We start from the raw sequence: 25993 nt of genomic DNA, 5'->3' as shown, positions 1-25993 counted from the left end.
CTTCCTTTCATGTTTGATAAGCTATGTGTTTGTTTTTAGTAAATTAATATTTTTATATATGTAATTCATTTTGTCAGATTTTTCAATTTTTTTAAAGTTTAAAAATATTGATTTTTGATACAATGGATTTAACATAAATAAATTAGGATGCTTTTTAAGTATTTCTATTATTTTTTCCATAGGAATGCTTTCTGCATTTTTATATTCTATTTCCAAAGTTTTGTTTGTTTCTTTTAGTTTTGTTATGTTTAATTTTTTCGCTAAAATTTTAAGTTCAGCTAACATTAATAGACTATTTATTTCTTTAGGTATTGGGCCAAAGTTGTCGTGGATTTCTGATCTTATCTTTTTACTTTCTTCTTCAGTTTGAATTTCAAAGATTTTTTTGTAGATTAGTATTTTATCCTGTTCATTTTTTGCATAATTGTCAGGAATAAATCCACTATGATTAATTTCAATATCAACTTCTTCTTCTGATGAGATTTTTCCCATTTTCTTTTCAATTGCTTTGTTTAGCATTGTTAGATAGCAATCCAACCCAATCGACTCAATTTCTCCATGTTGTTCTCTGCCAAGCAAATTTCCAACACCCCTTATTTCCATATCTTTCATTGCTATTTTAAATCCTGCTCCTAGATCTGAAAATTCGGTTATTGCTCTTAGTCTTTCAATAGAGCGTTCATTTAGCTTTTCGCTATCTTGGTACAAAAAATAAGCATAAGCTTTTTTGGATCCCCTTCCAACTCTTCCTTTTAGTTGATATAGCTGCGCAAGTCCAAACTTGTTTGCATTATTGATTATTATTGTATTTGCATTTGGAATGTCTATTCCATTTTCAATTATTGTTGTTGCCAATAAAATTTGATACGCTTTTTTAATAAAATTGTGCATTATGTTTTCAATCTCATCTCCTGTGAGTTTTCCATGAATAATTGCAATTCTTGCATAAGGAGTTAATTTTTCAATTAGCGTTTTCAAATAATGCAGTTCTTCAATATTATGATTTACTAAAAAAACTTGACCATCTCTAGATAGTTCACTTTCAATCGCATGCTTTATTAAAAGCTCACTAAACGATTCTAAATAAGCTTCTATTTTTACTCTGTTTTTAGGCGGAATTTTTAAAACAGAAATATCTCTGAGCTTAATTAGTGACATGTGAAGAGATCTGGGAATTGGCGTTGCAGAAAGAGAAAGACAATCAACCGAAATTCTTATTTCTTTAAGTTTTTCTTTTTCTTTTACGCCGAATCTTTGCTCTTCATCAATTATTATTAATCCTAAATTTTTGCAAGTGAATTTTTTTGAAAGAATTTTGTGTGTTCCTATTATTATATCGATTTCCCCGCTTTTCAATTCTTTTAAAATCCGTTTTTCTGAGTTGTTTTTTATAAATCTGCTTAATACTTCGATTTTGACTGGAAAATTTTTGAATCTTTTTTTGAATGTATTAAAATGCTGTTCTGCTAAGATGGTTGTTGGTGAGAGTACAATAACCTGTTTGTTTCCCATTACAGCTTTAAATGCAGCCCTCATTGCTACTTCAGTTTTTCCAAATCCAACATCTCCACAAAGAAGGCGATCCATCACTTTGAAACTCATCATGTCTTCTTTAGTTTCTTTTATTGCTGTTATTTGATCTGGAGTTTCATCGTATGGAAATTCAGATTCAAATAATAATTGTAATTCATTATCTTCTGGGTATTTAATACCTTTAATACTTTCTCTTTTTGAGTAAAGTTCTATTAATTTGTCTGCAATCTCGTCGATTCTTTTTTTTGCGTTTGCTTTATTTTTTATCCATGTTTTAGAACTAATTTTATCTAATTTAATATTTTTAGGATTACTCCCAATATATTTTTGGATTAAATTTGTTTGTTCAATTGGAATAAATAGTTTTTCTCCTTCAGCATATTCAATCTCAATATAATCCTTTTCAAGAGAGCTTGTTTTTATTCTCTTTATTTGTCTAAATATACCAATTCCATGGTTTATGTGAACTACATGACTATTTTTCTCGATCTCAATAAAAGAGTCGATAGCTTTTGTTTTTGAAGATTCAAAAGCTTTGTTTATTTTTTGTCCTGTATTGAATATGTTTGATTCAAGAATAATGGCAATTTTTTCTTCTTCTATTATTAAAGAGCTGGATATTTTTAAAACCTCAATTGATACTTTTGGTAATTCTTTGAAAATATATTTAAGTTTTTCTTTTTGTGATTCAGACTCTGCTGCAATAATGATTTTAAATCCATTTTTTAGCCAATTTTTGAATTCTTCTTTTGTAAGCATAATATTTGAGAAGAAGCTTCTCTCACTTTCAATTTTAAATTCGACAACTTCTTTGGATTTAGAACTTTTAATCTTTGAAAATAAAACATCGCTTTTTAGATTGAAGGTTTTAGGATTTAAGAGAATTCTTTTTGGATCAATTGTATTTTTACCAGCCTCTTTTGCTTCTTTGTAAAGCTTTTCATATTCTTGGTGTATTTTTTCAATTTCTTTTTCGAAATTGTTAATTTCAAAGTTTACAATGGGTGTTTGTTTTTCAATCTCATCACTTAAGTAAGTATTTGCTACTAGTGGATAAAACATTTCTTCTGTTTTTGCTTCTTTTTTAAAATTCAACTCTTCGAGAATCTTGTTGTATTCAACAGATTTAATCTTTGTTTTTAAGCTGTTAATAATTTCATTCTTCCAAATAATTTCTTTTTTTGGAAGAATTTGGAATTCTAAAATTTCATTATCCTGTTTTAATTGGGTTAAAGGATTAAATTTCCTTATTTCTTCTATTTTGTCGAAGTTTAGTACAATTTTTATTGGACTTTCTTCTCCAAAAGGGTATAGGTCTATAATTTCTCCTTTTATTGCAAATTCTCCTGGAATTGTTACTCTTAATGTTTTTTCATATCCTAATGTTACAAGAGTCTTTTCAATGTCTGTTCTATTAATATTAGTATTTTTTTCAATTTTACATACATTGTTTAGTAATGTATTTTTATCGGGTATTTTACTTAGTAGTGATTTTAATACTGTAATATATATTCCAGGATTTTTTTTATAAAAATTGATCAAGAATTTGATTCTTTCGTTAAAGATCGTACTTTTTGAGCCAATCCCTTTGTATACAAGGGGACTGAAATAGTTTAGCTCAAAGATTTGATTTGTAATTACTTTTAAATCATTTTTGATGTTATCTAATGTATGCTCGTCTTTAACTATTAATATTATTTTTCCGATTTTGCTATATTCTTTAATTTTTTTAATTAAAAAAGCCTTGAAAAATCCTTCATATCCTGTTAGTGAAAAAAATGTATTTTGCTCTAAAAATTCTTTCATTTTTTTTAAATTGGAATTATTTTTTAATATTTTTGTTAGTTCTTCATCTATATTCATTTTTTACCTTTTTGTTTAATTTATTTAGTATAATAATATACTATAGGTATTATTACTTTCTTTATATATAATGTGGTTAGGTTTTGAGGGGAGCTTATGAAAATTAGAAAATTACTTTTTTGTGTCTTTTTTACGAATATTTCTTTTGTTTTGTTTGCGAAGGATTATAAGGACCTTGATTTTAAAATCAAGTTTTTTAATCAATCTATTTATCGTGTCAATAGTAATGTTTTTATTGAAGTTTCTCTTAGTAATACATCTGACAGTGTTTTAACTTTAGAAATAGGCGATATTAATTCTTTTGGCTTTGATTTTGATGTTACTGATACCACCAATATTAAAGTTAAAAGACCTATTGAATATGTTAAGATGAGATCTAAAAATGTTGCTATTCCTGTTAGAAATATGAGTTTAAGACCTAATGAAAAGTTTTCTGCAGTTATTAACTTAAATCAATTTGTTAAGTTTAGTAAAGATGGAGTTTATTTTGTTAAGGGTGTTTTTTTCCCAGACATTTCAGATCCATCTAAGAAAAAAGAATCCAATATTATTACGCTTTTTTTAAATGATAGTTTTGATGAAAATCCAGGCAGTATAGATCTTGTTAATTTGTCTGAAAATAAGGATATTCAAGATATTCTGAAAAAGAAAAAACTGTCTCCCGACGAAATTGTTAAATATTTATTAAAGGCATTACAGCTTGGAAAAAAAGAAAAATTCTTTTTATATCTTGATATTGAAGGCTTATTATTAAACGATAAAGGCAAAGCATACCTTTATAAACAAAAGTTATCATCTGTTCCTAATCAAAATGTACTTGAAGAGTATAAGGAATATTTATGGAATTCTAATAATTCAGATATTTCAAAAGCACCAAATGAATTTTCTATTATTGAGACAACTTATTCTGATACTGCGGGCAAAGTAATTGCTGATTTATATTTTGACGATGGGCATTTTTATATTTCCAAAAGATATACTTTTTTCTTCAAAAAATATGATTATTATTGGATAATTTATGACTACATTGTTCAAAATACTGGCATTAAGGAAAAGTAAAACTCTTGGTGTTTTGCAAATTATAGAACTTATTATTTTATTTTATTTTTCAATAATAAGTCCTATTAATCTTAATGCTGATTTTGAGTATAAGGTTGTCAAAGGAGATACTCTTTTTTCAATTGCAATTAAATATAAAGCTAAATTAAATGATCTTAAAAGGATTAATAAACTTAATGTTGACAATATTAGGGTGGGTCAAATATTAATTATTCCAAGTAATTCTAATTTAGATCAGAACATTACTCATAAAGTCAATAATTCTCTTAATTCGTTAGAATCTGTTAAGAAAGGGGCAATTCTTTATACCACAAAAGAGGGTGACACTGTTGAGAGCGTTTCAAAGCTTGTTGGAATAAGCCAAGAAGAGATAATAGCTTGGAATGATTTACGCTCTAAAGACCTTAAAGTTGGAATGAAACTTGTATTAACTGAGCCTGATTTTTTAAAGCCTTATGTAGTTAAAAAAGGCGATTCACTTTCAAAACTTGCTCAGGATTTTGATATTAGTTCTAAGGATATTTTAAAATTCAATTTTCTTAATGATGATAAATTAAAGATTGGTCAACGGCTTTTTTTAAAGAAAGCGACCGAGAGTGTTAATTTTCATTATGTTAAAAAAGGAGAAACTCTTGGCAGAATAGCTTATATTTATAGCCTTACTGCTAGAGATCTTGTAGCTCTTAATGGCAATCGAGCTGTTAATCTTAAAGCAGGCTCATTGCTAAATGTTGTAAAGATTGTAAACAATGATTTAGAAAAGCCTGTTGAGAAAAATTTAAAAATTGAGGAAAAAACAGGTAATCAGTTTATTTATCATTCAGTTGCTGTGGGGGAGACTTTATATAGCATTGCCAGGCACTATGGTGTTTTAATTGAGGATCTTAAAAATTGGAATAATTTAAGTAATAACAATATTATGCACGATCAAAAATTGAAAATTTTTGATAAAAAACTTTTACTTGATTCTTCTATAATTAAATCTAAAAACGATTTATTTATTAAAAACAAGGTTGATTCTAGCGCTAATTTTTCTAATAAAGTTCAAACAATAGTTAATCTTCCCTCAAGCAAAAACAAAAAGCTAAATTTAAATACTTTTGGAACTACTATCAATCAAGATCTTTTTGATATTAGTTCTTTGGTTATTTTAGACTCCAAAATACCAATATTTGAGGTTGTTGGTGATTTCTATTATTGGTATAGACCTAAAAAGATAAGTCAGCCAAGTGAGTTTTATTCAGAAGATTGGCATTCTCCTTTAAATTCTTATAAAAAGGCGACTCAACTTTTCAAAAGTTTTGAAAAGTTGGTAAATTCTAGGTTTAATAAAGGCTCAAGACTTAAAGATAAGTTAATAATTCTTGATCCCGGGCACGGGGGCCTTGATCCTGGAGCTATTGTTAAATCTAGAGATGGTCTTGGAAACGAGGTTTTTGTTGTTGAAGATGAATATGTTTATGATATTGCTTTAAGGCTTTATGTATACCTTAAACAAGAAGGGGCCAATGTTGAGCTTACTATTTTAGCTCCTGATCATTTAATTAGGAATAGTGTTTTTGCTAATAATACTTTTGTTAATGTTAAAAATGAGGTTTACAATGATTATGACCTAAATAAAAATGATACTGTTGATTCCTGGATAAGTGGCACTCCATCAGGCCTTAAAAAAAGATTGGTCGTTGTTAAAAACATTGTTAGTAAATATAAAAATATTAAAGATAAGGATATAGCCTTTTTTAGTTTACATGCAGATAATAGTGTTGGAGCGCCTAAGAGCATGGGGTTTTATTATCAAAAAGATGACGAAAAAAAATATGATATTCATTCAAAGTCTGCAGCAGAAAAAATTACAGAAGGAATGAAAAGAAGTTTTTATATTAAGGGTCAAAATCTCCATGTTTTAAGAAACAATATAGTAATGACGAAGCTTTTAATAGAAGTTAGAAATTTAGCATTTCCAGAGGAAGCTTGGTCTATTAGGTCTTCTAAGCTTAGAGATCAAGATTCCAAAATTCTTGCTAATGGGATTTTAAAAATATTAGAAAATAATTGACAAAAATTTTTAAATTTAAGATAATATTCCTAGTGTTCAATTTCCCCTATAGCTCAGTGGTAGAGCGGGTGGCTGTTAACCACTAGGTCGGAGGTTCAAGTCCTTCTGGGGGAGCTAATTGTTTTTTTAGTTCTGTTTTTGTTATTTTGAAGTAATTAAGTCTTTCTAAGAGTTTTTTGTTATTTCCATATCCCAGGCAAAGACGCTTTTGTATTTTTTGTCTATTTTCTTTTGAATTTTCTCCTATTATGCCAATTTCTAGTAAATCGCTTAATGTTAATAAATCTTTTTGATTATCTTTAGATAAAGTGCCAACTTCTTTAAGTATTTTTATTATTTCTGTTTTATTTACTGATTCAACTTCGGTATCTTTAGTATTAAGATATGCATGTTTTATTTTATTGTTTTCTCCTAGATGTTTGACTATTTTTTGTCTAATAATATTTCCAGATTTATCGCTGTCTGTTAAAATTATTATTCCTTTGTATTTTAAGGCTTTTTTTAATAATTTAATAGTTTCGATTTTTAAAGCAAATCCTTTTGTTTCTATTACTGTGCAGTCAAAAGATTCTTTTATTCTTTTAAGATCATCTTTCCCTTCAACTACAATTATTTCTTTTATTTTTTCCAATTTTAAATCCCTTTTTCAAAGAAAGCTCTTAGTAATTTAATTGCTTCTATATGGTCAGCTATTGATACTGTTTCGCGTAGGGAGTGCATTGCCCACATCGGTGTTCCAATGTCAATAGTTTCTATTCCTGTTCTTGCATTTGAGATTGGACCAATTGTTGTGCCTGAAGGAACATTTGCTTTCATTATTATTTCTTGAATCTTAATATTATTTTTAATAGCCAAATTTTTTAATTTTGCAAATCCTGTTGAAGTTGTTGCGTATCTGAAATTTGCGCTATTTTTTACAACTACACCTTTACTTAGAGTCGCTTGATAGTTTGGATCATGTTTAGATGCATATCCTGGATGAATGCCGTGAACGCTATCAATAGATATATTAAATGATTTGTTTGTTTTTATTAAATGCTCTTCTCTGGTTAAGTTAAGAGCAAGATCGATTCTTTCTAAAACTTCTGATAAAAGATTGGAATCAGCGCCTCTTGAGGTTAAAGATCCTACTTCTTCGTTATCAAAAAATACAGCTATTTTATTTTTATTATTGCTTGTGTGGATATAAGAGTTCATGATTGCATGGCATCCCGATTTGTTATCAAGATTTTTAGAGGCTAAAAATTCTCCTTCAGTTCCTATTATTTTAGAAGGTTGTGATTCTGTGAATATTAGATCACAAGATAGAAAATTTTCATATTCTATTCCAAGTTGTTCTAAGATATTATCTTTTATTGTTTTTTTAGTGCTATTTATTACTGTTAAATTGTCGTGAGTATTGTATTTAAATCCTTCGTTGATTTGTCGGTTTAAATGGATTGCAAGGTTTGGAATAATTCCTATGTTTTTAATATTGATTAATTTTGAATTAATATTCTTATTTTTTTTGAAATATATAATTCCTGCTAAGCTTAAGTCTCTGTCAAGCCAAGTAGAAATTATTGGGCTACCATAAACTTCAATATGGTTGTAGAACACGTCACCTGTTTTTTCTGTTGCATCTATTTTTAATTTTAATCCCGGACTGTCTGTATGTGCTGCTGCTATTAGAAAAGGTTCATATTTTTTTTTTACATCAATATTAAAGGCAATAAGGCTAGTTCCTTCTTTTTTTATGTAATAAGATCCTGTTTCAATTTTCCATTTTTCATCAAGTTTTAATTGTTGTGCATTAAAATACTTTATTAATTTCTCTTCAATATAATTTACTAAGTGATAAGGGGTAGGACTATTGTCTAGTAGGCTTTGAAAAAATTTTGGTTCTAGTGTTTTATCTTGCACCATAGGGGTCTCCTTTAATTTTATTGCTTTATAGCTATATATTCTATTATAATAGTTTTTAACTGTATATTAGTTAGGAGTTTGTTATGAGAAAGCGCTTTGTCAGCTTGAGTTTATTGTTTTTTATCTTCTTTGCTTGTAGTTCTAATGTCGAAATTGAGTTAAAAGATGATATTAGCGGCATTGTTTCAATATTGATCAATGTTAATAGAGAATTTGAAAAAATTAGAAAAGAACTCTTAACAACTTTGGTGGGGGAAGAAATTGCAAGCATGCCTCTTTTCCCTGTAGATGAAATAAAAAAATACTTTAAAGATGGGGAGGAAAAGTTTGGACTTAAGCTTTTGAGTATTAAAACCCAGGGAGATTCTATTAATTTAGTTGTTAAGTTCGATAATTTAATTAAAATTTTAGGTGATTATATGAAAAAATCTGATATGTCTGTGTTTAAGATAGAAAAAAAAGATGGTAAAAATATTATTGAACTTGATGTTAATTTAGAAAATGCTACTAAGAATATTAATGAAAATAAAGAATATATTAGCGATGCACTTGCTGCTCTTTTGCCATCAGATGAGATTCCAATGTCTGCTGAAGAATATAAAGATGTTTTGGTTTATTTTTTATCGGATTTTACCTCTAAAGCAAGTGAACTTATTGACAATTCAAAACTTAATCTTATAGTTAAGACTTCTAGAAATATTCAAGAACAATTTGGATTCAAACAGATTAACTCAAAAACACTGAAGTTTGAGATAGACATGATTAAAGGATTGAGTCTTGAAACATCAATAAAACTTAGGTTAGTTTATTAAAGAAGCTAAGAATATAAACTATTAAGTTTATATTCTTGAATTATATTCTTTTTTTTAAAAATCCTATTAAAATAGCTGTTATAATTGATCCTGCTAAGATAGATATTATCCACATTAATGGGTTTGCTACTATTGGTAGAATAAATATTCCGCCATGTGGTGCTATAACTTCTACCTTGAAAAGTGCAGAAATAAATCCTCCTAAAGATGAGCCTAGTATACATGCAGGTATTACCCTTAAAGGGTCTGATGCTGCAAATGGAATTACTCCTTCTGTAATAAAGCATGCTCCCAAAAAATAACAAACTTTTCCAGATTCTCTTTCTTCTTTTGAGAACCTGTTTTTAAATAAACTTGTAGCAATAGCAATTCCTATAGGGGGTATCATTCCTCCTGCCATTATGCTTGCATGAGGAATATAATTTTTTGCAGTTATCATTGCAATTCCAAATGCGTATGCAGCTTTATTTACAGGTCCTCCCATATCTATTGCCATCATTCCTCCAAGTAAAGCGCCAAGTATTGCCATATTAGTCCCGCTAAGTTGATTTAGCATATTTGTTATTGATTCATTAATAAATGATATTGGACTAAGCGTTACATATATTAAAATTCCTGAAATTATAACTGATAAAAAAGGATAAGTTAATACCGGATTTATTCCTCTTAAATTGCTAGGAATGATTTTGTCAGATATTTTTTTTACAATTAGCGTAATATATCCTGAAATAAATCCTGCCAAGATGCCTCCCAAAAACCCTGCATTTCCATTGCTCATCATTAATCCTGTAATCATTCCAGGTGCAAGTCCTGGTCTTTCTGCTATGCTAAATGAAATGTAGCCAGCAAGTATTGGGATCATTAAAGCAAATGCGCTTCCACCGCCGATTTGCATTAGAATATCTGCTATTTTATTGTAGCTTGGGTCGTTTATATCAAATGCTTTGATTCCAAACATAAATGATATTGCTATTATTATTCCTCCTGAGACTACAAATGGAAGCATAAATGAGACACCATTCATTAGGTGTTTATAAATTCCTGTTCTTTGGTTTTGTTTGGGTTTTTTGGCAGTTGTGTTTGCGTTGCTTTTGTTATAAATTTGTGCTTCGTTTTTAAGAATTGTTTGAATAAGCCCTTTTGCTTTATGTATGCCGTCTTTTACGCCTACTTCGATTAAAGGTTTTCCGATAAATCTTTCTTTGTTGATAGTCTTGCCAGATGCAATAATGATTCCTTTTGCGTTTTTTATTTCTTCTTCTGTTATTGGGTTTTCAGTTCCACTAGATCCATTTGTTTCTACTTTTATGTTTATGTTTAATTCTAAAGCTGCTTTTTTAAGGCTTTCTGCTGCCATATAAGTGTGAGCTATTCCCACAGGACATGCTGTTACTGCAAGAATGAAATCTTTTTTTGTATTTAAATTATTAGATTCATTTATGTTATCATTACTCATGATTATTTCTAAAAATCTATCCTCATTATTTGTGCTCATAAGCTCATGTCTTAATATGTTGTTACTAAAAGTGTTACTTAGATATGATATAGCTTTTATGTGCGCATTACTAGGAGTTTCTTCGGGGAGAGCCATCATGAAAAACAGTTTTGAAAGTTTTTGATCAGAAGAGTTGAAATCAAATCCATTGCCATCAACTCTTAAAATAGCAATTCCGTGTTTTTTAATGAAATCACCTTTTGCATGGGGCATGGCTATGTGTTCTTCAATGCCTGTTCCGTTAATTTCTTCTCTTTTTTTAATTTCTTTTATAAATGCTTCCATGTCGTTTAAGTATCCATTTTCATTGAGCATGTTAGCCATTTTCCTAATTACATCTTCTTTGCTAGTTGCATTGTAATTTAAAGCAATTAAGTTTTTTGAAAATAAATTTTGCATAATAATTACCTTTATATATTATATAGTGTATATATATTTATTAAATTTTACATTTATTTAATTAATTTTATCAATTAAAGGAGATTATCTTGATATATACTCTAACACTTAATCCTTCTGTGGATTATAAAATAGTTTTAAAAGAATTTCAGGAAGAAAGTCTTAATTATGCTTTGAATAACAATTTCTTTGCTGGTGGTAAGGGAATAAATGTAAGCACTGTTCTTAAAAATTTAGGAAAGTCCAGTACGGCTCTTGGATTTTTAGGGGGTTTTACGGGCGATTATATAAAATCTTCTCTTGATTCTAAGGGTATAAAAAATGATTTTATTAAAATAAAATATGATACAAGATTAAATATTAAAATGATAGCAAATGGCAGAGAAACAGAAATTAATGCCAATTCTCCAGATATTTCTGAGAATGAATTTAATCTTTTAAAAGATAAGCTTAAAAGTTTAACAAATAATAGTATATTGGTGATGTCGGGAAGCGTTCCTGCAGCTCTTGGTGAGAATGCATACAATGAAATATCTAACGCCATTTCTAATGATGTTAAGCTTATAATTGATACTAGTGGTAAACCTTTAAAAAAAATTCTTAGATTAAATCCCTTTTTAATAAAACCTAATATTTATGAACTTGAGGATCTTTTTAATGCCAAATTAAATTCTACAAAAGAACTAATTAAAATTGGGAAAAATATTGTAGAAAGTGGAGTTCAAAATATTATAATTTCCATGGGAAGTGACGGAGCTATTTTTATTGGTAGTGAAAATGTTGCTTTTAGGGCCTTTGTTCCAAAGATTAGCTCTGCTAGCACTATTGGAGCAGGAGACTCTGTGATTGCAGGATTTGTGTATGCTTTTGATAATAGAAATACCTTGAAAGATTCATTTAAATTTGGTGTTGCGGCCGGTACAGCTACAGCATTAAAAGGCAATCTTTGTGAATTTCAAGATGTTAAAAAAATGCTTTGCGAGATTAGGGTTGAGGATGTTTGTATTTCTTAATCTTTTAAATCGAGCTGAAGATTTGATTTTGAAACTTTACTGTAGCTTTTAAAAAGCTACAGTATTTAGTTTGCTTAAATTTTTAATTTTGACTTATACAATTTACTTGTTGTTAGAGCTAATCCTGTAATTGCTAACAATGTAAGTATAGCTATTCTTGTAAACGAGCTTGTTGTATTTGTTTGAGTAATTTTTGCAGCGATTTCTGTAGTTTTTTCATCGCAAACACAGTTAACATATCCACATATTGGGCAGATTTCTTCTACTCCAAATTGGCTTAAGTTTTCATTTGGAATTATATTCCCTTTTGTTATTGTGCTGGTTTGTGCGAAAACAGATGTTGAAATCAATAGTAAAACATTAAAAAATAAACATTTTGTTAGATTCATTTTATATTCTCCTTATAGGTTTTATTTTTTTAATTACTTAAATTATAGCTTTTAAATTAAATATTTGTAATTTTTTATTATTCAAAACTCGCCAGAGTAGCAACAAATTCTCTAAGAAAAACGGTTGACATAATAAATTGAAAAAGTTGTTATCGGGAGCGACGGGTCTCGAACCCGCGACCTCCTGCGTGACAGGCAGGCGTTCTAACCATCTGAACTACGCCCCCAAAGTCATACTTTTTTTAAGATTATAGTGGTTTTTAATTTATTTGTCAATTTCTTTAAATGAGTTTAAGTGTTCTAGTATTTTTGAATCTCTTTTGCTAGCTTTTTTACTTAGCTTAAGAATAGTCTCTTTATTAGAAATTATTTCTAAGCTATCTTTAGCTCTTGTTATTGCAGTATACATAAGTTCTTTTGTCAAAAAAGGGTTATTTTCTAATATTACTTTTATATGTTTGTATTCAGATCCTTGGCTTTTGTGTATTGTTGTAGCAAAGCTGAATTCATAATTTGTTAGTAAATCTAAATTTATTTTTTTATATTTTTCATTTTTTCTTTGAAATAAGGCGTAAAATTTAGAATTTTCATTAAAAATGATACCCCGTTCTCCATTAAATAATTTATTTTTATAGTCAGTTTTAGTTATCATTATTATTTGACCAATAAAGTTCCCATAGGTCTTTTTTAGGTAATTTTTTATTATTTCATTTAGTGTTTTAGTTCCAAATTTCCCAAAATTCTTTGAACTTAAAATTATATTTTCAAGCAAAGTTTCAAGTATTGTTTCAATTCTTGATTCTTTTAGTAATTTAAGATTAAAAGTGGGTATTTTTCTATATAAATTGTTTATATATTCTATTAGATCTTTTTTTAAGTTTATTTTTTCTATTTCTTTTAATTTAATATTTTCATTGTTATTAATGTATTTGCAAATCAAGGTACTATCTTCTTTGTATATGGCTTTTGAGAGCAAGTTTATTTCTTTGTTGCTTCTAAAATTTTCTTTAAGATCTTCTACATTGTCGTTATTTATTTTTTTTATTCCTAGAAGACTTGAATATACATTTCCTTCATTTACCGATGGGAGTTGATTTTTATCTCCTACTATTATTAATTTAGTAGTTATTGGTGTTGCTTTTAATAGCTTTAAAAAAGTATATGCATCTACCATTGAAGCTTCGTCAATTATTATTACATCAAAATTTAGTTGATTTTCTTCATCATATAGATTTTTTTTGTTTATAAATTTGATTCCCAATAGTTTTTGGATTGTATTGCATTCTATTTCTAAATTTTTGAATGAATAGTCAATACTTGTTTGTAGTCTTAAGCTAGCTTTTCCTGTAGGTGCTGTAATTGCTACTAATCTTTTTTTTTTATTGTTCAATGTTTGATTAATTGCTTTTAAGATATAGTTAATGGTTGTAGTTTTGCCTGTTCCAGGGCCCCCGCTCAATAAAAAGAAGTTGCTTTTTAATGCTTTTCTCACTGATGTAATTTGCTCTTTATTTAAATTACTGGTGTTTAAATTTGATATTATATTTTGTATTTGGTTGTCATTTAATTCACTTTTATGGTTTTTCAATCTTTTTATAATTTGTTTTATTAACTCTTCTTCTTCTCTATAGTTTTTTTGAGTATAAATGTAGATATTGTTTTCTAGGATTAGGGGAGTTGTAATTTTAAGTTTATTAAATTCCATTAGTATATTATTTTTTTTTAAAAGTGAGACTATATTATTAATAGTTTCTAGATTCCCAAATATTTCTAACCCTTTTAGCATTTTTATTAATTTGTTATAACTTTTATTGGTTTTTTCCAGGTTGTCTTTTGTTAATGTTATTGTATTTTGAATATCTTTTGCTAATAGCTTTATATTAGCTCTTAAGTGGCCTTTATCATAGTAGTTAAATAAAAATATTAAAAATATTACAATATTTTCATCGTTTATGGACTTTGCAAGTGTTTGTGCTTTATAGTAATTTTTTTTATTGATATTTAAAAGTTCAATCATTTCATAAAGCTTAAGCTCAGGAGTTAAGAATTTTTTGTTTTTATCTTTTAAAAATTCTCTTAATACTAAAAAATCTCTCATAAGTGCCTTTTAATACTTAATTCTAAGATAATTTTATCTAAATCTACGTCATTGAATTTTGGAAGATCAAAATAAATGCCATTTTCAACTTTTGATTGCAAGCATTCAATATTGTCTTTAAATGCTCTTGTAAAAAGATATATTATTCCGCCAAATTTTTGATTATATTCTTTTTTGTTTTTAAATAATATTTTTTTTATTCCAAGTGCATATATTTTGTATTGCAAATCATAATATTCTTTTTTTATTATATTTTCTAAATTGGTTATATTATAATCATCTTTATCTTTTCCAAGGTAGTTTGTTTTGTAATCGAGGATGTATATTTTATTATTAGCTTTAAATATGAGATCTACTATTCCTTTTAAATATCCATCACTTAGTTTTATGTGAAGATCTTCAAAGTGGTTTTCAAAAAGATATTTTTGTTTTTGAACTTTAGGATTTATTTTGATTAAAAATTCCATTTCTTTTTGTAATTCTTCAATATCACACAGACGAGTATTAATTGCTCTTATATTATAAGTTAGTATGTTGTAAATCATTTTAGTTAATGAATTTTGTATTTCTATTGTATTTAGGTTTGAGTTAATTTTTTGTATTTGTTTTTTAATAATTTCAATGTTAATTTGTTTAAAATTATCAAATGTATCTTTTGCTGTACTAAAGACTATTTCTTCCATGGCAGCATGCAAAATGTTTCCGCTATCTTTTCCTTTAGGTAGAGCCTCTTCTAGTGTAGTTTCGTAATCAAGATCAGTTTCTTTTTCATAGTTGGTATTTTTAAAATCATAGTTTTCGTAAAATGTTGTATGATGAGCATGCGCTGTTAAACTTGAAAAACTAGATGTATATTCTTTTTTAAACATGTTTTTAATTATTGGTTTTGGGGGAATTAATTCCGTAGTTACATTTGCATTGTTCTTTTTTTTATTTAATCTTTTTTGGCTAATAAATTGATATATGTTAAAGTCATGATTTATATTATCTATAGTAAAACTTTTTGCTATTTCTAATAATTTGCTAGTTATGCTATTTGTTTTTGTAATAAAAAGAGCAAATTTAGCTCTTGTTGCTCCCACATAAAATATATTTTTTTCTTCACTTAGTATTTTTAGTCTTGCATATTTTTTGTTTTCTTCCAATTTAAAAAAATCATATTCAATGTTTCCGTCTTTATAAAATTTGTAAAAATGATTTTTTTTTGAAAAAATATTGCTATTCTCTACTGGAGATGTATTTACTAAGAATACAATATTCATACTAAGCCCTTTTGATTTGTGTATTGTGATCAACTCTATAGATTCATTATCATTATTTATATTATTTGCTTTTTCTTCTATTTCTTCAGACTCTTCGTTTATTATTAAACTTTCTAAAGTAGAGATTAGAGATTGTATGTTTTGTTCTTTATGATATATTCTAGAGATTATCTCAAGTGCTATTTCATAGGTTTTTAAATTTTCAAGCTTGCCTTCTTTAATAAGAAGACCTTTATAATTTATTTTATTTTTTGCCCATTCAATAATTTTTGGATCCTTAGTGCTATTTGCAATTTTGATCCACAAGTTTTTTTCTAATGTGATTTTATTGATTGCATTTATTAATGTTATTTCATTTTTTTCAAGCAAAATCGTTATATTTTCAATAAATTCTTCTATAAGTTGAATTTTTTCTTGTTTGATTAAAATTTTTTGCAAATCCCATGGTACATTTAATATTTTGCTGTTTAGAATATAATTTAAGTTTTTAAAACTTTGTTTTCGGTCTAAGCACTTAAGAATATAGAAAATTTCGTTAAATTCTTTAGTTTTTAAAACTTTTTCTTGGGTTTTGTTTGTTCGGATTTGCTCTTTTTTTAATGCTTTATCTATTAAATTGATTTCATTTTTCCCTCTACAAAGTACTTTAATGTCTTGCATTTCAATATTTCTAATATTATTGTTCTCAACAATTGCTCCATATGTAAGTAAGTATTTTATTGTTAATGCTGTTTTTTGGTAAATGTCTTCTTCGTTTTCGGTAGTTGTGGTTATTATATTGATTCCCTCTATTTCTTGTCCATTGATTAAAATATTATTATTGTCATTTTTTTGATTTGAAAGTGAATTGGTAAATTCAATTTTTTCAATTTCGTCGGATATTGCATTATTGTATATATTGTTAAAAATTCTATTTAAAGGTTCGATGAGTTTTTTACTTGATCTGTGATTTGTTTTTAGCACAATTCTAGCATCTGTTTTAATTTTATTTTTTATTTCTTTGTTATAAAATGCAATGTCTGCTTTTCTAAAGGAATATATTATCTGTTTTGGATCAGCTATGAATATTAATTTTATTCCTGCTGTTTTTAATATTTTAAATATTTCGATTTGCATCAAGCTTAGGTCTTGAGCCTCATCAATTAAAACGATTTTGTATCGATTTTTAATTGCATTTAGAAGTTTCTGATCTTCTGATTTTAAATAATTTTTTAAATTTGAAATTATGTAATTTTGATCTATTGTGTTTGTTGATTTAATAATCTTCTCTAGTTCTTTTTCTATGTATTTTAGTATTTTGTATTCAACTTTTAAAATAACATATTGCTTTAAATTATTTCTATTTTTATTTCTATTGTCTTCTGATTTATATTTTTCATGTTTAATATTAATTCCTAAATATATTAAATCATTTTTAATCTTAAGTTCCTTAGGCAATAATTTAGCATTTTTTTTAGTTTCTTTTTCTATTAGAGTTGAAAAAAATTTATTTTTTAATAATGTTTCTGCTATTTTGAATATGTCGTTTTCTTTAGAATATTCTATTTCAAGTTTGCCAGTTTGAATATGTTTATTGTAAAAACTTAATATTTCATCTGATGTCATTTGGTCTAAGTCTTCTATTATTTTGTTATAATCTTTTATCAATTCTTCCTTTTTAAGAAGAATGTTTTCAAATGATGTTTGGGTTTTAAGCCAATCTCCGAGCTCTTGAGTTGTATCCCTTTTGTAAGCTTTTTTTATTTTAAGAGCAATTTCTTCTGTTTTTTTAGCATCAGATTTAAATACTTTAAGTTCATAGTCTTTGATATCAAGAGCTTGAATCAAGCTATCTGATTTTCTTAAAAAGTCATAAACTATTTCATCTATTTCTTTTGAAAATTTTTCTTTAGGTTTATATTTGGAATAATTTTCTGTTTCAATTTGAAAATTATTTAAGGCATGTAGTGCGAATTTATTGATTGTTGATATAAAGAGTTTTTTTGATTGCTCATAAGCTTCTTTTAAAATTTCATTTGTTTTTGAGCCAAAATAAGCACTTTCTATTGCTTTTAGTATCCTTGTGTGCATTTCTTCTGTGGCTTTGTTTGTAAAAGTTAATACCAAAATTTCATTTATGGAGTATAGTTTGGTTTTAATTAAATTTATAACCACATTTTCAAGTATGTGGGTTTTACCAGTGCCTGCCGAGGCTTCTATTAATATTGTTGTGTTATTTTGAACTTTTTCTAGGATTTTGTTCATGAATTTTAATTTTTTGTCCTTGCGAATTTAATATAAAATTTTTCTATCAATATTAGTAAATTTTTGTCTAGCTTTAAATCATGAGTGTCTTTAAATCTGTTATAGTAATCACATAGTGTTATTTCGCTAGTTTTTAAGAATCTCTCGTGTGATTTGCTTGTGAAATAGGCTTTGGAAGGGTTTTTTATTTGCATTTTTATGAGATTCTTAAAGCAATTTGAAAAATTATTTTGATTTATTTTTGTTAAAATTTTAATTATCGAGCTTTGGTAAATTGGAGTTGGATAGCTTGATATGTATGCAAATTGCATAAGTATATTTTCAATGTCATCAATTATTATTTCTTCGTTGTGATACAAAATAGTTGTTTTAGCAGATAAGCTTTCAAGATTAATTTTTATTTCTGTTAATGAATTGAAATTTTGTATTTCTTTTTTTATTAGCAATCCTGTTATATATAAATCTATTTCATTTTTTATTTTATCCGGAATACTGCAATAGTCTTTTTTTACAAAATTTAAATAAAAATAATCGTTTTCGATTTTATATAGATTCTCAATATCTTTTTTTAATTCAAATTCTATATATTTTTTTTGAAAATTTAGTTTTATTGTTTGACAAAATTTAATTTTGGCTTCTTTCATTATTGAAAGGTTTTTAAGGGTTTCAGCAGCATTATATTTTAATTTATTTATTTTTGTAAAGATATTATTCACAAGCGTTTTTTGATCTATGTTGAAAGGAATACTTCCTTGTTGTATTTCATATCTAATCTGGTTTTTAATAATTTCTATTGCTTTATTTTCATTATCTTTTTTCCCCATTATGTATTCATGCAGTAGTATTGAATTTTTTATAAGTCTGTAAATAATATCGATAGCACTGAAAATTTGTTCTTCTTGTTTTTCTTTTATTTCATTTTCTAATCTTATGTCTTGTATTTTAACGTTTAAAGTTTTTTCATAAAAATGTTTATAAGGATTAGAAAGGGCGCTTTTTAATTCGTATAAATTTAACTTAATTGGACCTTCTAGTTGAATTTTATTTTGCTTAAACTTAATTGGTTTAGAATTTTGTAGTATTTTTGCGATATTAAAGGCCTCTAAATCATAGTTTATTAAATAATTTTCTTTTACATCTTTAAAGTATGCTAGATCATGGTTTTCATTTGGATGCTTTTCTATTTGAAAATTTTTTTCATATTTTTGTATGTGTTCAAGTATTTTATTTATTGTTTTTGATATATTAAGCTCTGGGTTTAGATTGTTTTGAAATGAGCAGTAAAGGTAAAATTTTTCTGATGTTGCAAAAATTAAATTAAAAAGAGCTGTGATTGCCTCTTTTTCAGTGTTATTATATTCATAGTATTCATTTAATAAATTCATATTATCATAATTTATCTTGGAGTTGAATTTTTGAAATCCCAAAAAATGAATTTCTTTTTTTTGAAGATATTCTATTTCTTTGTAATTGGCAATTAGTATTCCATTTTTTTTATACATTATTCCATATTTTTCTTTTTCAAGACTTTCTTCAAGCATAATCTTAAAAAGATAAAATTCAATTTTTATTTCATTAATTTCTTTTAAATAGTTTTTGTAAAGATTGTCATTAAAATCTTTGGGGAAATTTTTAAAGGATTTTATTTTATTTCTTAAATATTCATCAGTTATATTAAATTCTTCAAGATCAATATATTTTTGAATAAAAATTTCTATTATTTCTGCCCATTCATATACTTTATATGTTTTATTTTTAAAATAGTTTATATCTTCGTACAAACTTTTTACTATTGTTATAAGTTTTATTATTGATTCTTGATCTTGAAATCTTATGCTTTCTTTTGGAGTTTCATCTTCGTATTTTTCGTCAAATATTTCAGACATTAAAAATCGATTAAATCCGTCTTCCCATGAGTTTAAAAAGTTTTGATCATATTTTAAATTTTCTTTGTGAGTGCTGTTTGCACCAAAACTAATGTTCATTGCATCGCTAAATTCTATTAAATAGTTTAATTCAGATGTTGATATGTTAAATTTCTTCATTACTTTATTATTACTTAGCAGATTGAATACTTCTTTTCTGCTGAAATTGCTAATTTTTTCGTTTTTTGATATAAAAAGATCCATTAGCCTTTTTAAGGCTATTATACTTTCTCCTTTTGACAAATTATTATAAGATAGAACACTATATTCAATCTCATATTTATTTAGGCACTCTTCTATATATGGCAAATATTCATTAAAGCTTTCTTGCAAAGAAGTTATTGCTATTTCGCTTAATTTTAGGTTATTTTTTTGCATTGAGTGTACAATTTGATTGACTAAAATTTCTACTTCACGTTTTTGATTTTTAGCTTCTATTATTTTAAAGCTATCGTCTAATTTTGAAAGCGGAGTTCCTTTTATAATGTTATTTTTAATGCTTGTTAAAAAATTTTCACCTTTGAATAATTCAATATCTACTTTTTCTAAAGCCTTATATTTTATTGGATTGGTTTTTGCTTTTGTTAACAATAATTCTTCAATAAGAGTAGATTTATAGTTGAGAAAATCTTCAAAAATTAATACATGCACTTCAAAATCAAAAATTTTTTCTAAAGAGTTAAGAATTTTTTTTTCAATCTCTCTATTATTGCCAATAAATATTATTTTTTTAATTTCAATTTCTATATTTTTTGTTGGTTTTTCCTGAATTATTTTTTTATGTAAGTTTAAAATATTTTTTTGCTTTTCAAAGAGCTTTTTGAATAGTTCTTTTTGCATATTCTCGTAGGGTTTTAAATTTTCTTCTTGGAATAAAAATCCATCGTCTTCCCAGGTTTCAATTAATTTTGAAAATTTTGAGTAATAATGGTGGAATAAATCTATTATTTTTGATGCAAAAAAGTACCTATTCTTTGCTGATTTGAAATCTTTTATGTATTTTAGTTTTTCAGTTTTTAATATGTTATATAAAATGAATTTTTCTGTTTCCAAATAAAATGAAAAAGTGTTCTTTTCTATGTATTTTTTTATATTGGGATTTTTTAAAGAAATTTCATATATGTTTTTTACAGCATTTTTTTTAATATTTAGATTATAAGAAATCTCATTTAGCCTTGCTATGGTTTTTTTAATTTCTTCTTTTAAAAGATCATTTTTTACTATGATGAGTGTTTCTTTTTTAAAAATATTGTCTTTTTGAGTTAATTCTTTGATTTTATTATAAATTTTATTTACTTTATTAGTTTTATATATATTCACAGATTAATTACTTTTATTATCTTTTATGAGTTTGTTTCTTAACTTTCTTAAGTTTTTACTTATACTCACTTTATATATATGGGGATTAATTATTCTTCTGTAAGTATGTTCAAGCTTACCTAAGTCAAGCTTCGTTTTATTTCTAATGTTGTTTAAACTAGATTCATAGCCTTTGCACAGTTTTCCATTTTCTAAGACAGTGTGAATTAAAAATTCAAAATCGTCATATTGTTTGATAATTTTGAAAACATTCTCTTGTATTGGATGAAAAATGGTAAATTCTTTTCTTAAGTTTAGATGATCTTTGATTTTATCTTTTTCTTCTTTTAAAAATATAAAATCAAAGATCATTTGACCATTTAAATAGATTCTTGCAACTTCTTTTTGGTCAGGTAATGTTGATTTTTCTATGTTATTTGATATTTTCATTTTTGGTATAAATTTTCCATTTTTTTCTATAGAGATCATTTTATATACCCCTGAAAGATTTGGATCTCCTTTTGCTGTAACTAGATTTGTTCCAACGCCCCAAATATCAATTGGAGCATTTATTGAATTTAAGTACATGATAATATTTTCGTCAAGCTCATTAGATGCAATAATTTTTACGTGATTTAATCCATTTCGGTTTAATTCTTTTCTTGCCTCTTTGCTTAAATATTCAAGATCTCCACTGTCAATTCTTATTGAAAAATTATTTTTTTCCCCTTGTTTTAGCTCCTTAAATATCTTAATGGCATTTTTTAATCCACTATTAAGCGTGTCATAAGTATCAATTAGTAAACTTACTTTGTTTGGATATGTCTTTGCATATTCTCTAAATGCTTGTTCTTCGCTTTCAAAACTCATTACCCAGCTATGGGCCATTGTTCCTATGACTGGTATATTGTATTTATACCCAGCAAGCATATTACTTGTAAAGTCTGCTCCCCCTATGTAGGCGGCTTTGCTAGCAGAGAGTGCGCCATTTATTCCTTGTGCTCTTCTTAATCCAAGTTCTGCTAAAATTTTTGCACCAGATTCTTTTATTCTGGCGGTTTTTGTTGCTATTAAACTTTCAAAGTTTATTATATTTAAAACTAGTCCTTCTATTAATAGTAATTCTATTAGATGCCCTTCAATCACAGCTACTGGGGTATAGGGGAAGACTAGGCGACCTTCTTCTATTGAGCTTATTTTTATGTTTAGTTTAAATTCTCTGAGAAAGTTTAAAAATTGCTTATCCAATATATTCAAGCTTTTTAAATATTTAAGTTGATTTTCATTGAAACAAATATTTTTTAATTCATTAATTAATGTATTCATTCCAGCTAAAACAATATAGCCATTTTTAAACGGTGTTTTTCTAAAAAAAACCTCAAATTTTGCTTTAGGGTTAATACCTTTTGTAAAATAAGCATTCATCATTGAAATTTCATAAAAATCTGTGAATAGTGATAGATTTTTCATTCTCCTTATTATATACTAGTTTTGTTTGTAAAAAAAATGATATTTAATTTTTATTTGCTAATGTTTATGAATGTGTTTTTATATGTAATAAATTGACCAGATTGGGCTAATTGTATGAAAGAAAAAAGTGTTTCTAATTTTGATATTGTAATTTTTGGAGTTACTGGGAATTTGTCTAGGAAAAAACTTATTCCTTCACTTTTTAACTTGTTTAAAAAAAAATGTATTAGTAATTTTAGGATTATTGGTTTTTCTCGTAAAATTTTTACAGATAAAGAATTTAGATTGTATATTAAAGATTCTTTATGGCAGGAAGAGACCGATTCTTTGATTGAAATTTTTTTAAATTTCTTTATTTATGTATTTGGTGATTTTAATGAAAATGAGCCTTATATAAAACTATTTAAATTTTTAGATAAAAGTAGAGAAACAATATATTATCTTTCGACGTCTCCTACATTTTATGGCCCAATAATTAATAATTTAAAAAAACATTTTGTAAGTGAAAGATTGACTTTATCAAAAATAGTTCTTGAAAAGCCTTTTGGTTCTAGTCTTGAGACAGCAAAAAAATTAAATAGTTTACTTTACTCTGCTTTTAGAGAAGATCAAATTTATAGAATAGATCACTATTTAGGTAAAGAGACAGTTCAAAATATTTTTACATTTAGATTCGGCAATTCTATTTTTGAAAATATTTGGAATAATCGTTATGTAGATTTTGTTCAGATTACGGTTGCAGAAGAATTAGGCCTTGATGGAAGGGCTGAGTATTATGATTCTGTTGGTGCTTTGAAGGATATGGTTCAAAACCATATTTTACAATTGTTAAGTCTTGTTGCAATGGAGTCTCCTATTAAATTTGATTCTGAGTTTATTCATGATGAGAAAGTAAAAGTTTTAAAAAGTTTGAGGAAAATTAACAAAGAGGATATTAAGAATTGTATTGTTAAGGGACAATATATAGGTTCACAAGTTCAAGGGGTTTTTAAAAAAGGCTATAAAGATGAAACAGAATCTTTGGGGAATTCAAATACTGAGACTTATTTAGCTATGAAAGTGTTTATTAATAATTGGCGCTGGTCTGGTGTTCCTTTTTATCTTAGAACCGGCAAAGGTCTTGCTAGAAAATTTTCAGAAATATATATTCAATTTAAAAAACCAAGCTTTACTCTTTTTAACAATAGCTCTGTTGATTTTTCTAATGCCTTAATATTTAGGATTCAACCAAGAGATGGAATTGAAATTAAATTCAATACCAAGAAGCCTGGATATAATTATGAAATTCAAACTGCTAATATGGAATTTTCATATTACGGGACATTTAAAAGATTGTTTGATGAGGCTTATGAGCGTTTATTGTTAGATGCTTTCTTAGGAGATGGCACTTTGTACGCAACAAGTGATGAGATTGAAAGTTCTTGGGAATTCGTTTCAGATATTGCAAATAAATGGGAAGATATTGAAATTTTTAATTATTTTTATGGATCTGAAGGACCAAAAGAAATAGATTCTATTTTAGAAAAAGATCATTTTTGGCGTAAAATTTAATTTTTCAGTTTCTTAATTTTAAAAGATAAATGAGATAAAAATTTTTATATCATTTATTCTTGTTTATTTTTAACGCTTACTTTATTTGTAATTTAAAGGCATCAAATTTTTATTTCTTTTTAGATATTTTAAGAAAATTGGGAATTTTTGTTCTTGAATTGATTGTAAATTTATGCAGTGATTAATAATTTGCGTTATTATTTAAAAAATATAAGCAATCTTTTTTTAAAAACAGTGCTTATATTTAAAGGATGTATATATATGGAAAATATTGAAGTAAGAGGTCAGCCAAATTTTTTTGGACTCGTTCCTTTTTTTGTTTTTATTATTATGTATTTAGGCACAGGGATTTATTTGGGGGTTATTGGGGTAGAAATGGCCTTTTATCAACTACCGGCCAGTGTTGCAATGTTTTTTGCTTCTATTGTTTGTTTTTTAGCTTTTAAAGGAAAATTTTCTGACAAAATTCACATATTTATTAAAGGAGCTGCTCAGTATGACATTATACTAATGTGTCTTATTTTTATGCTTTCGGGGGCTTTCTCTTTTCTTTGCAAAGAAATAGGCTGTGTTGAAACTGTAGCAAATTTAGGGATTAAGTATATTAATCCTAATTGGATTGTTTCTGGTATATTTTTTATAACTTGCTTTCTCTCTTTTTCTGCTGGTACTTCTGTTGGATCTATTGTTGCAATTGCTCCTATTGCTTTTAATATTGCTGTTAAAAGCAATATTAATCCAAATTTAATAGCAGCATCTGTAATGTGTGGGGCTATGTTTGGAGATAATCTTTCTTTAATATCAGATACAACTATTGTTTCTAGTCGAACTCAAGGCAGTAATATCTTAGATGTTTTTATTAGCAGTAGTTTTTATGCTTTTCCATCTGCTATACTAACTTTTTTTTCTTTTTTCTTTCTTTCTGAAAATTTGCTTAATACTACAAACTTTTTACATGAAGGTTCAATAGATTTGGTAAAAACTGTGCCTTATTTAATAATTATATTTTTTTCTTTGGCTGGGATGAATGTTTTTTTAGTTCTTTTTTGGGGAATTTTTTTTATATGCCTTATTAGTGTTTTTTATGAGAATTTACACCTTTTGGATGTAATGAAAAACATTAATAAAGGGTTTTTAAATATGGCAGATTTAATTTTTCTCTCAATTTTAACAGGGGGAGTGTCTTTTACTGTTATTCATAATGGAGGCTTTAAATGGTTGTTTATTAAATTGAAATCTTTAATTAGAGGGAAAAGTTCAGCTGAATTTTCTATTGGGGCTTTTGTTTCAATAGTTGATATGTTTCTTGCTAATAACACAATTGCCATACTTATTTGCGGTAAAGTAGCAAAAAAGATAGCTTTTGAAAATAATATTAGCTTTCAAAGAAGTGCTTCTATTTTAGATATGTTCTCTTGTATTTTTCAGGGCATTATTCCTTATGGTGCTCAAATGATTATTCTAGTAGGCTTTTCAAATGGGCTTGTATCGCCAATTAGCGTTTTACCATTTTTAATTTATTTTGGATTTTTATTGTTTTTTGTTATTTTATCTATTTTGGGAATTGATATAAAAAAAGTTTTTTTATATTTTTTAAAAAAATAAAAATTTTGAAAATTT

General features: G+C 26.6%; 15 protein-coding genes and 2 tRNA genes. 7 read left to right on the top strand and 10 right to left on the bottom strand.

All coding sequences use genetic code 11. From position 1 onward, the window contains the following. Nucleotides 1–21: 21 nt before the first annotated feature. Nucleotides 22–3396, bottom strand: coding sequence for a transcription-repair coupling factor (mfd, locus tag BLA33_RS01130; RefSeq protein WP_075226337.1), 3375 nt, complete (start codon nucleotides 3394–3396; stop codon nucleotides 22–24). A 96-nt stretch (nucleotides 3397–3492) separates the two neighbouring features. On the opposite strand from mfd, the gene BLA33_RS01125 reads away from it, so the two are divergent. The 3 genes from BLA33_RS01125 (at nucleotide 3493) to BLA33_RS01115 (ending at nucleotide 6625) form a co-directional block, all read left to right on the top strand. Then, the gene (locus tag BLA33_RS01125; RefSeq protein ID WP_075226336.1) at nucleotides 3493–4455 is read left to right on the top strand and encodes a hypothetical protein; all 963 of its coding nucleotides are present in this window, start codon (nucleotides 3493–3495) and stop codon (nucleotides 4453–4455) included. After that, nucleotides 4415–6511, top strand: a complete 2097-nt coding sequence (locus BLA33_RS01120; RefSeq protein WP_050581067.1) for a LysM peptidoglycan-binding domain-containing protein — start codon at nucleotides 4415–4417, stop codon at nucleotides 6509–6511. The genes BLA33_RS01125 and BLA33_RS01120 overlap by 41 nt, the downstream gene beginning before the upstream one ends. 42 nt (nucleotides 6512–6553) lie before the next feature. Continuing rightward, nucleotides 6554–6625: transfer RNA gene (locus BLA33_RS01115), tRNA-Asn, on the top strand. On the opposite strand, the gene rnmV is transcribed toward BLA33_RS01115, so the two are convergent. Next, a complete protein-coding gene (gene rnmV, locus BLA33_RS01110; RefSeq protein WP_004791148.1) occupies nucleotides 6594–7142 on the bottom strand; it encodes a ribonuclease M5 in 549 nt (182 codons plus the stop codon). The genes BLA33_RS01115 and rnmV overlap by 32 nt on opposite strands. A 2-nt stretch (nucleotides 7143–7144) precedes the next feature. Further along, nucleotides 7145–8416 (bottom strand): M18 family aminopeptidase, encoded by a 1272-nt coding sequence (locus BLA33_RS01105; protein WP_075226335.1) that lies wholly within the window; start codon nucleotides 8414–8416, stop codon nucleotides 7145–7147. An 83-nt stretch (nucleotides 8417–8499) separates the two neighbouring features. On the opposite strand from BLA33_RS01105, the gene BLA33_RS01100 reads away from it, so the two are divergent. Next, nucleotides 8500–9228, top strand: a complete 729-nt coding sequence (locus BLA33_RS01100) for a hypothetical protein (RefSeq protein WP_029346410.1) — start codon at nucleotides 8500–8502, stop codon at nucleotides 9226–9228. 40 nt (nucleotides 9229–9268) lie between these two features. Here BLA33_RS01100 and BLA33_RS01095 read toward each other — a convergent pair whose 3' ends face one another. Beyond that, entirely contained in the window at nucleotides 9269–11122 is a 1854-nt protein-coding gene (locus BLA33_RS01095) for a fructose-specific PTS transporter subunit EIIC (protein ID WP_032989084.1), read from the bottom strand. Between the two features lie 89 nt (nucleotides 11123–11211). Between BLA33_RS01095 and pfkB the strand changes: the two genes are divergently transcribed. Then, nucleotides 11212–12135, top strand: coding sequence for a 1-phosphofructokinase (gene pfkB, locus BLA33_RS01090; protein ID WP_029346411.1), 924 nt, complete (start codon nucleotides 11212–11214; stop codon nucleotides 12133–12135). A 74-nt stretch (nucleotides 12136–12209) separates the two neighbouring features. Here pfkB and BLA33_RS01085 read toward each other — a convergent pair whose 3' ends face one another. From BLA33_RS01085 to BLA33_RS01060, 6 genes are all read right to left on the bottom strand, one after another. Next, the gene (locus BLA33_RS01085; RefSeq protein WP_004793592.1) at nucleotides 12210–12524 is read right to left on the bottom strand and encodes a hypothetical protein; all 315 of its coding nucleotides are present in this window, start codon (nucleotides 12522–12524) and stop codon (nucleotides 12210–12212) included. Between the two features lie 153 nt (nucleotides 12525–12677). Further along, nucleotides 12678–12751, bottom strand: a tRNA-Asp gene (locus BLA33_RS01080). A 38-nt stretch (nucleotides 12752–12789) separates the two neighbouring features. After that, a complete protein-coding gene (recD, locus tag BLA33_RS01075) occupies nucleotides 12790–14622 on the bottom strand; it encodes an exodeoxyribonuclease V subunit alpha (protein ID WP_029346412.1) in 1833 nt (610 codons plus the stop codon). After that, the gene (gene recB, locus BLA33_RS01070; RefSeq protein ID WP_029346413.1) at nucleotides 14619–18128 is read right to left on the bottom strand and encodes an exodeoxyribonuclease V subunit beta; all 3510 of its coding nucleotides are present in this window, start codon (nucleotides 18126–18128) and stop codon (nucleotides 14619–14621) included. Before recB ends, recD begins: the two co-directional genes overlap by 4 nt. Nucleotides 18129–18133: 5 nt before the next feature. Then, nucleotides 18134–21373 (bottom strand): exodeoxyribonuclease V subunit gamma, encoded by a 3240-nt coding sequence (locus tag BLA33_RS01065; protein WP_075226334.1) that lies wholly within the window; start codon nucleotides 21371–21373, stop codon nucleotides 18134–18136. 3 nt (nucleotides 21374–21376) lie between these two features. Next, on the bottom strand, nucleotides 21377–22822 hold the full coding sequence (locus BLA33_RS01060) for a nicotinate phosphoribosyltransferase (RefSeq protein WP_075226333.1): 1446 nt from the start codon (nucleotides 22820–22822) through the stop codon (nucleotides 21377–21379). A 114-nt stretch (nucleotides 22823–22936) separates the two neighbouring features. Here BLA33_RS01060 and zwf point away from each other — a divergent pair, with 114 nt between their 5' ends. Next, on the top strand, nucleotides 22937–24373 hold the full coding sequence (zwf, locus tag BLA33_RS01055) for a glucose-6-phosphate dehydrogenase (RefSeq protein WP_029346414.1): 1437 nt from the start codon (nucleotides 22937–22939) through the stop codon (nucleotides 24371–24373). Nucleotides 24374–24634: 261 nt separating this feature from the next. Then, nucleotides 24635–25978: a Na+/H+ antiporter NhaC family protein gene (locus BLA33_RS01050; protein WP_075226332.1), complete on the top strand. Its 1344-nt coding sequence runs from the start codon at nucleotides 24635–24637 to the stop codon at nucleotides 25976–25978. The last annotated feature ends 15 nt before the right edge of the window (nucleotides 25979–25993 follow it).

It is taken from the genome of Borreliella garinii (assembly GCF_001922545.1).
Classification (GTDB): domain Bacteria; phylum Spirochaetota; class Spirochaetia; order Borreliales; family Borreliaceae; genus Borreliella; species Borreliella garinii.
This window is presented reverse-complemented; position numbering and strand designations above follow the sequence as displayed.

What these genes read in the sequence shown, in the direction of transcription:
- mfd (WP_075226337.1), bottom strand. Translation starts at nt 3,396, where the DNA reads ATGAATATAGATGAAGAACTAACAAAAATATTAAAAAATAATTCCAAT.
- BLA33_RS01125 (WP_075226336.1), top strand. Translation starts at nt 3,493, where the DNA reads ATGAAAATTAGAAAATTACTTTTTTGTGTCTTTTTTACGAATATTTCT.
- BLA33_RS01120 (WP_050581067.1), top strand. Translation starts at nt 4,415, where the DNA reads ATGACTACATTGTTCAAAATACTGGCATTAAGGAAAAGTAAAACTCTT.
- BLA33_RS01105 (WP_075226335.1), bottom strand. Translation starts at nt 8,416, where the DNA reads ATGGTGCAAGATAAAACACTAGAACCAAAATTTTTTCAAAGCCTACTA.
- BLA33_RS01100 (WP_029346410.1), top strand. Translation starts at nt 8,500, where the DNA reads ATGAGAAAGCGCTTTGTCAGCTTGAGTTTATTGTTTTTTATCTTCTTT.
- BLA33_RS01095 (WP_032989084.1), bottom strand. Translation starts at nt 11,122, where the DNA reads ATGCAAAATTTATTTTCAAAAAACTTAATTGCTTTAAATTACAATGCA.
- BLA33_RS01085 (WP_004793592.1), bottom strand. Translation starts at nt 12,524, where the DNA reads ATGAATCTAACAAAATGTTTATTTTTTAATGTTTTACTATTGATTTCA.
- recD (WP_029346412.1), bottom strand. Translation starts at nt 14,622, where the DNA reads ATGAGAGATTTTTTAGTATTAAGAGAATTTTTAAAAGATAAAAACAAA.
- recB (WP_029346413.1), bottom strand. Translation starts at nt 18,128, where the DNA reads ATGAACAAAATCCTAGAAAAAGTTCAAAATAACACAACAATATTAATA.
- BLA33_RS01060 (WP_075226333.1), bottom strand. Translation starts at nt 22,822, where the DNA reads ATGAAAAATCTATCACTATTCACAGATTTTTATGAAATTTCAATGATG.
- zwf (WP_029346414.1), top strand. Translation starts at nt 22,937, where the DNA reads ATGAAAGAAAAAAGTGTTTCTAATTTTGATATTGTAATTTTTGGAGTT.
- BLA33_RS01050 (WP_075226332.1), top strand. Translation starts at nt 24,635, where the DNA reads ATGGAAAATATTGAAGTAAGAGGTCAGCCAAATTTTTTTGGACTCGTT.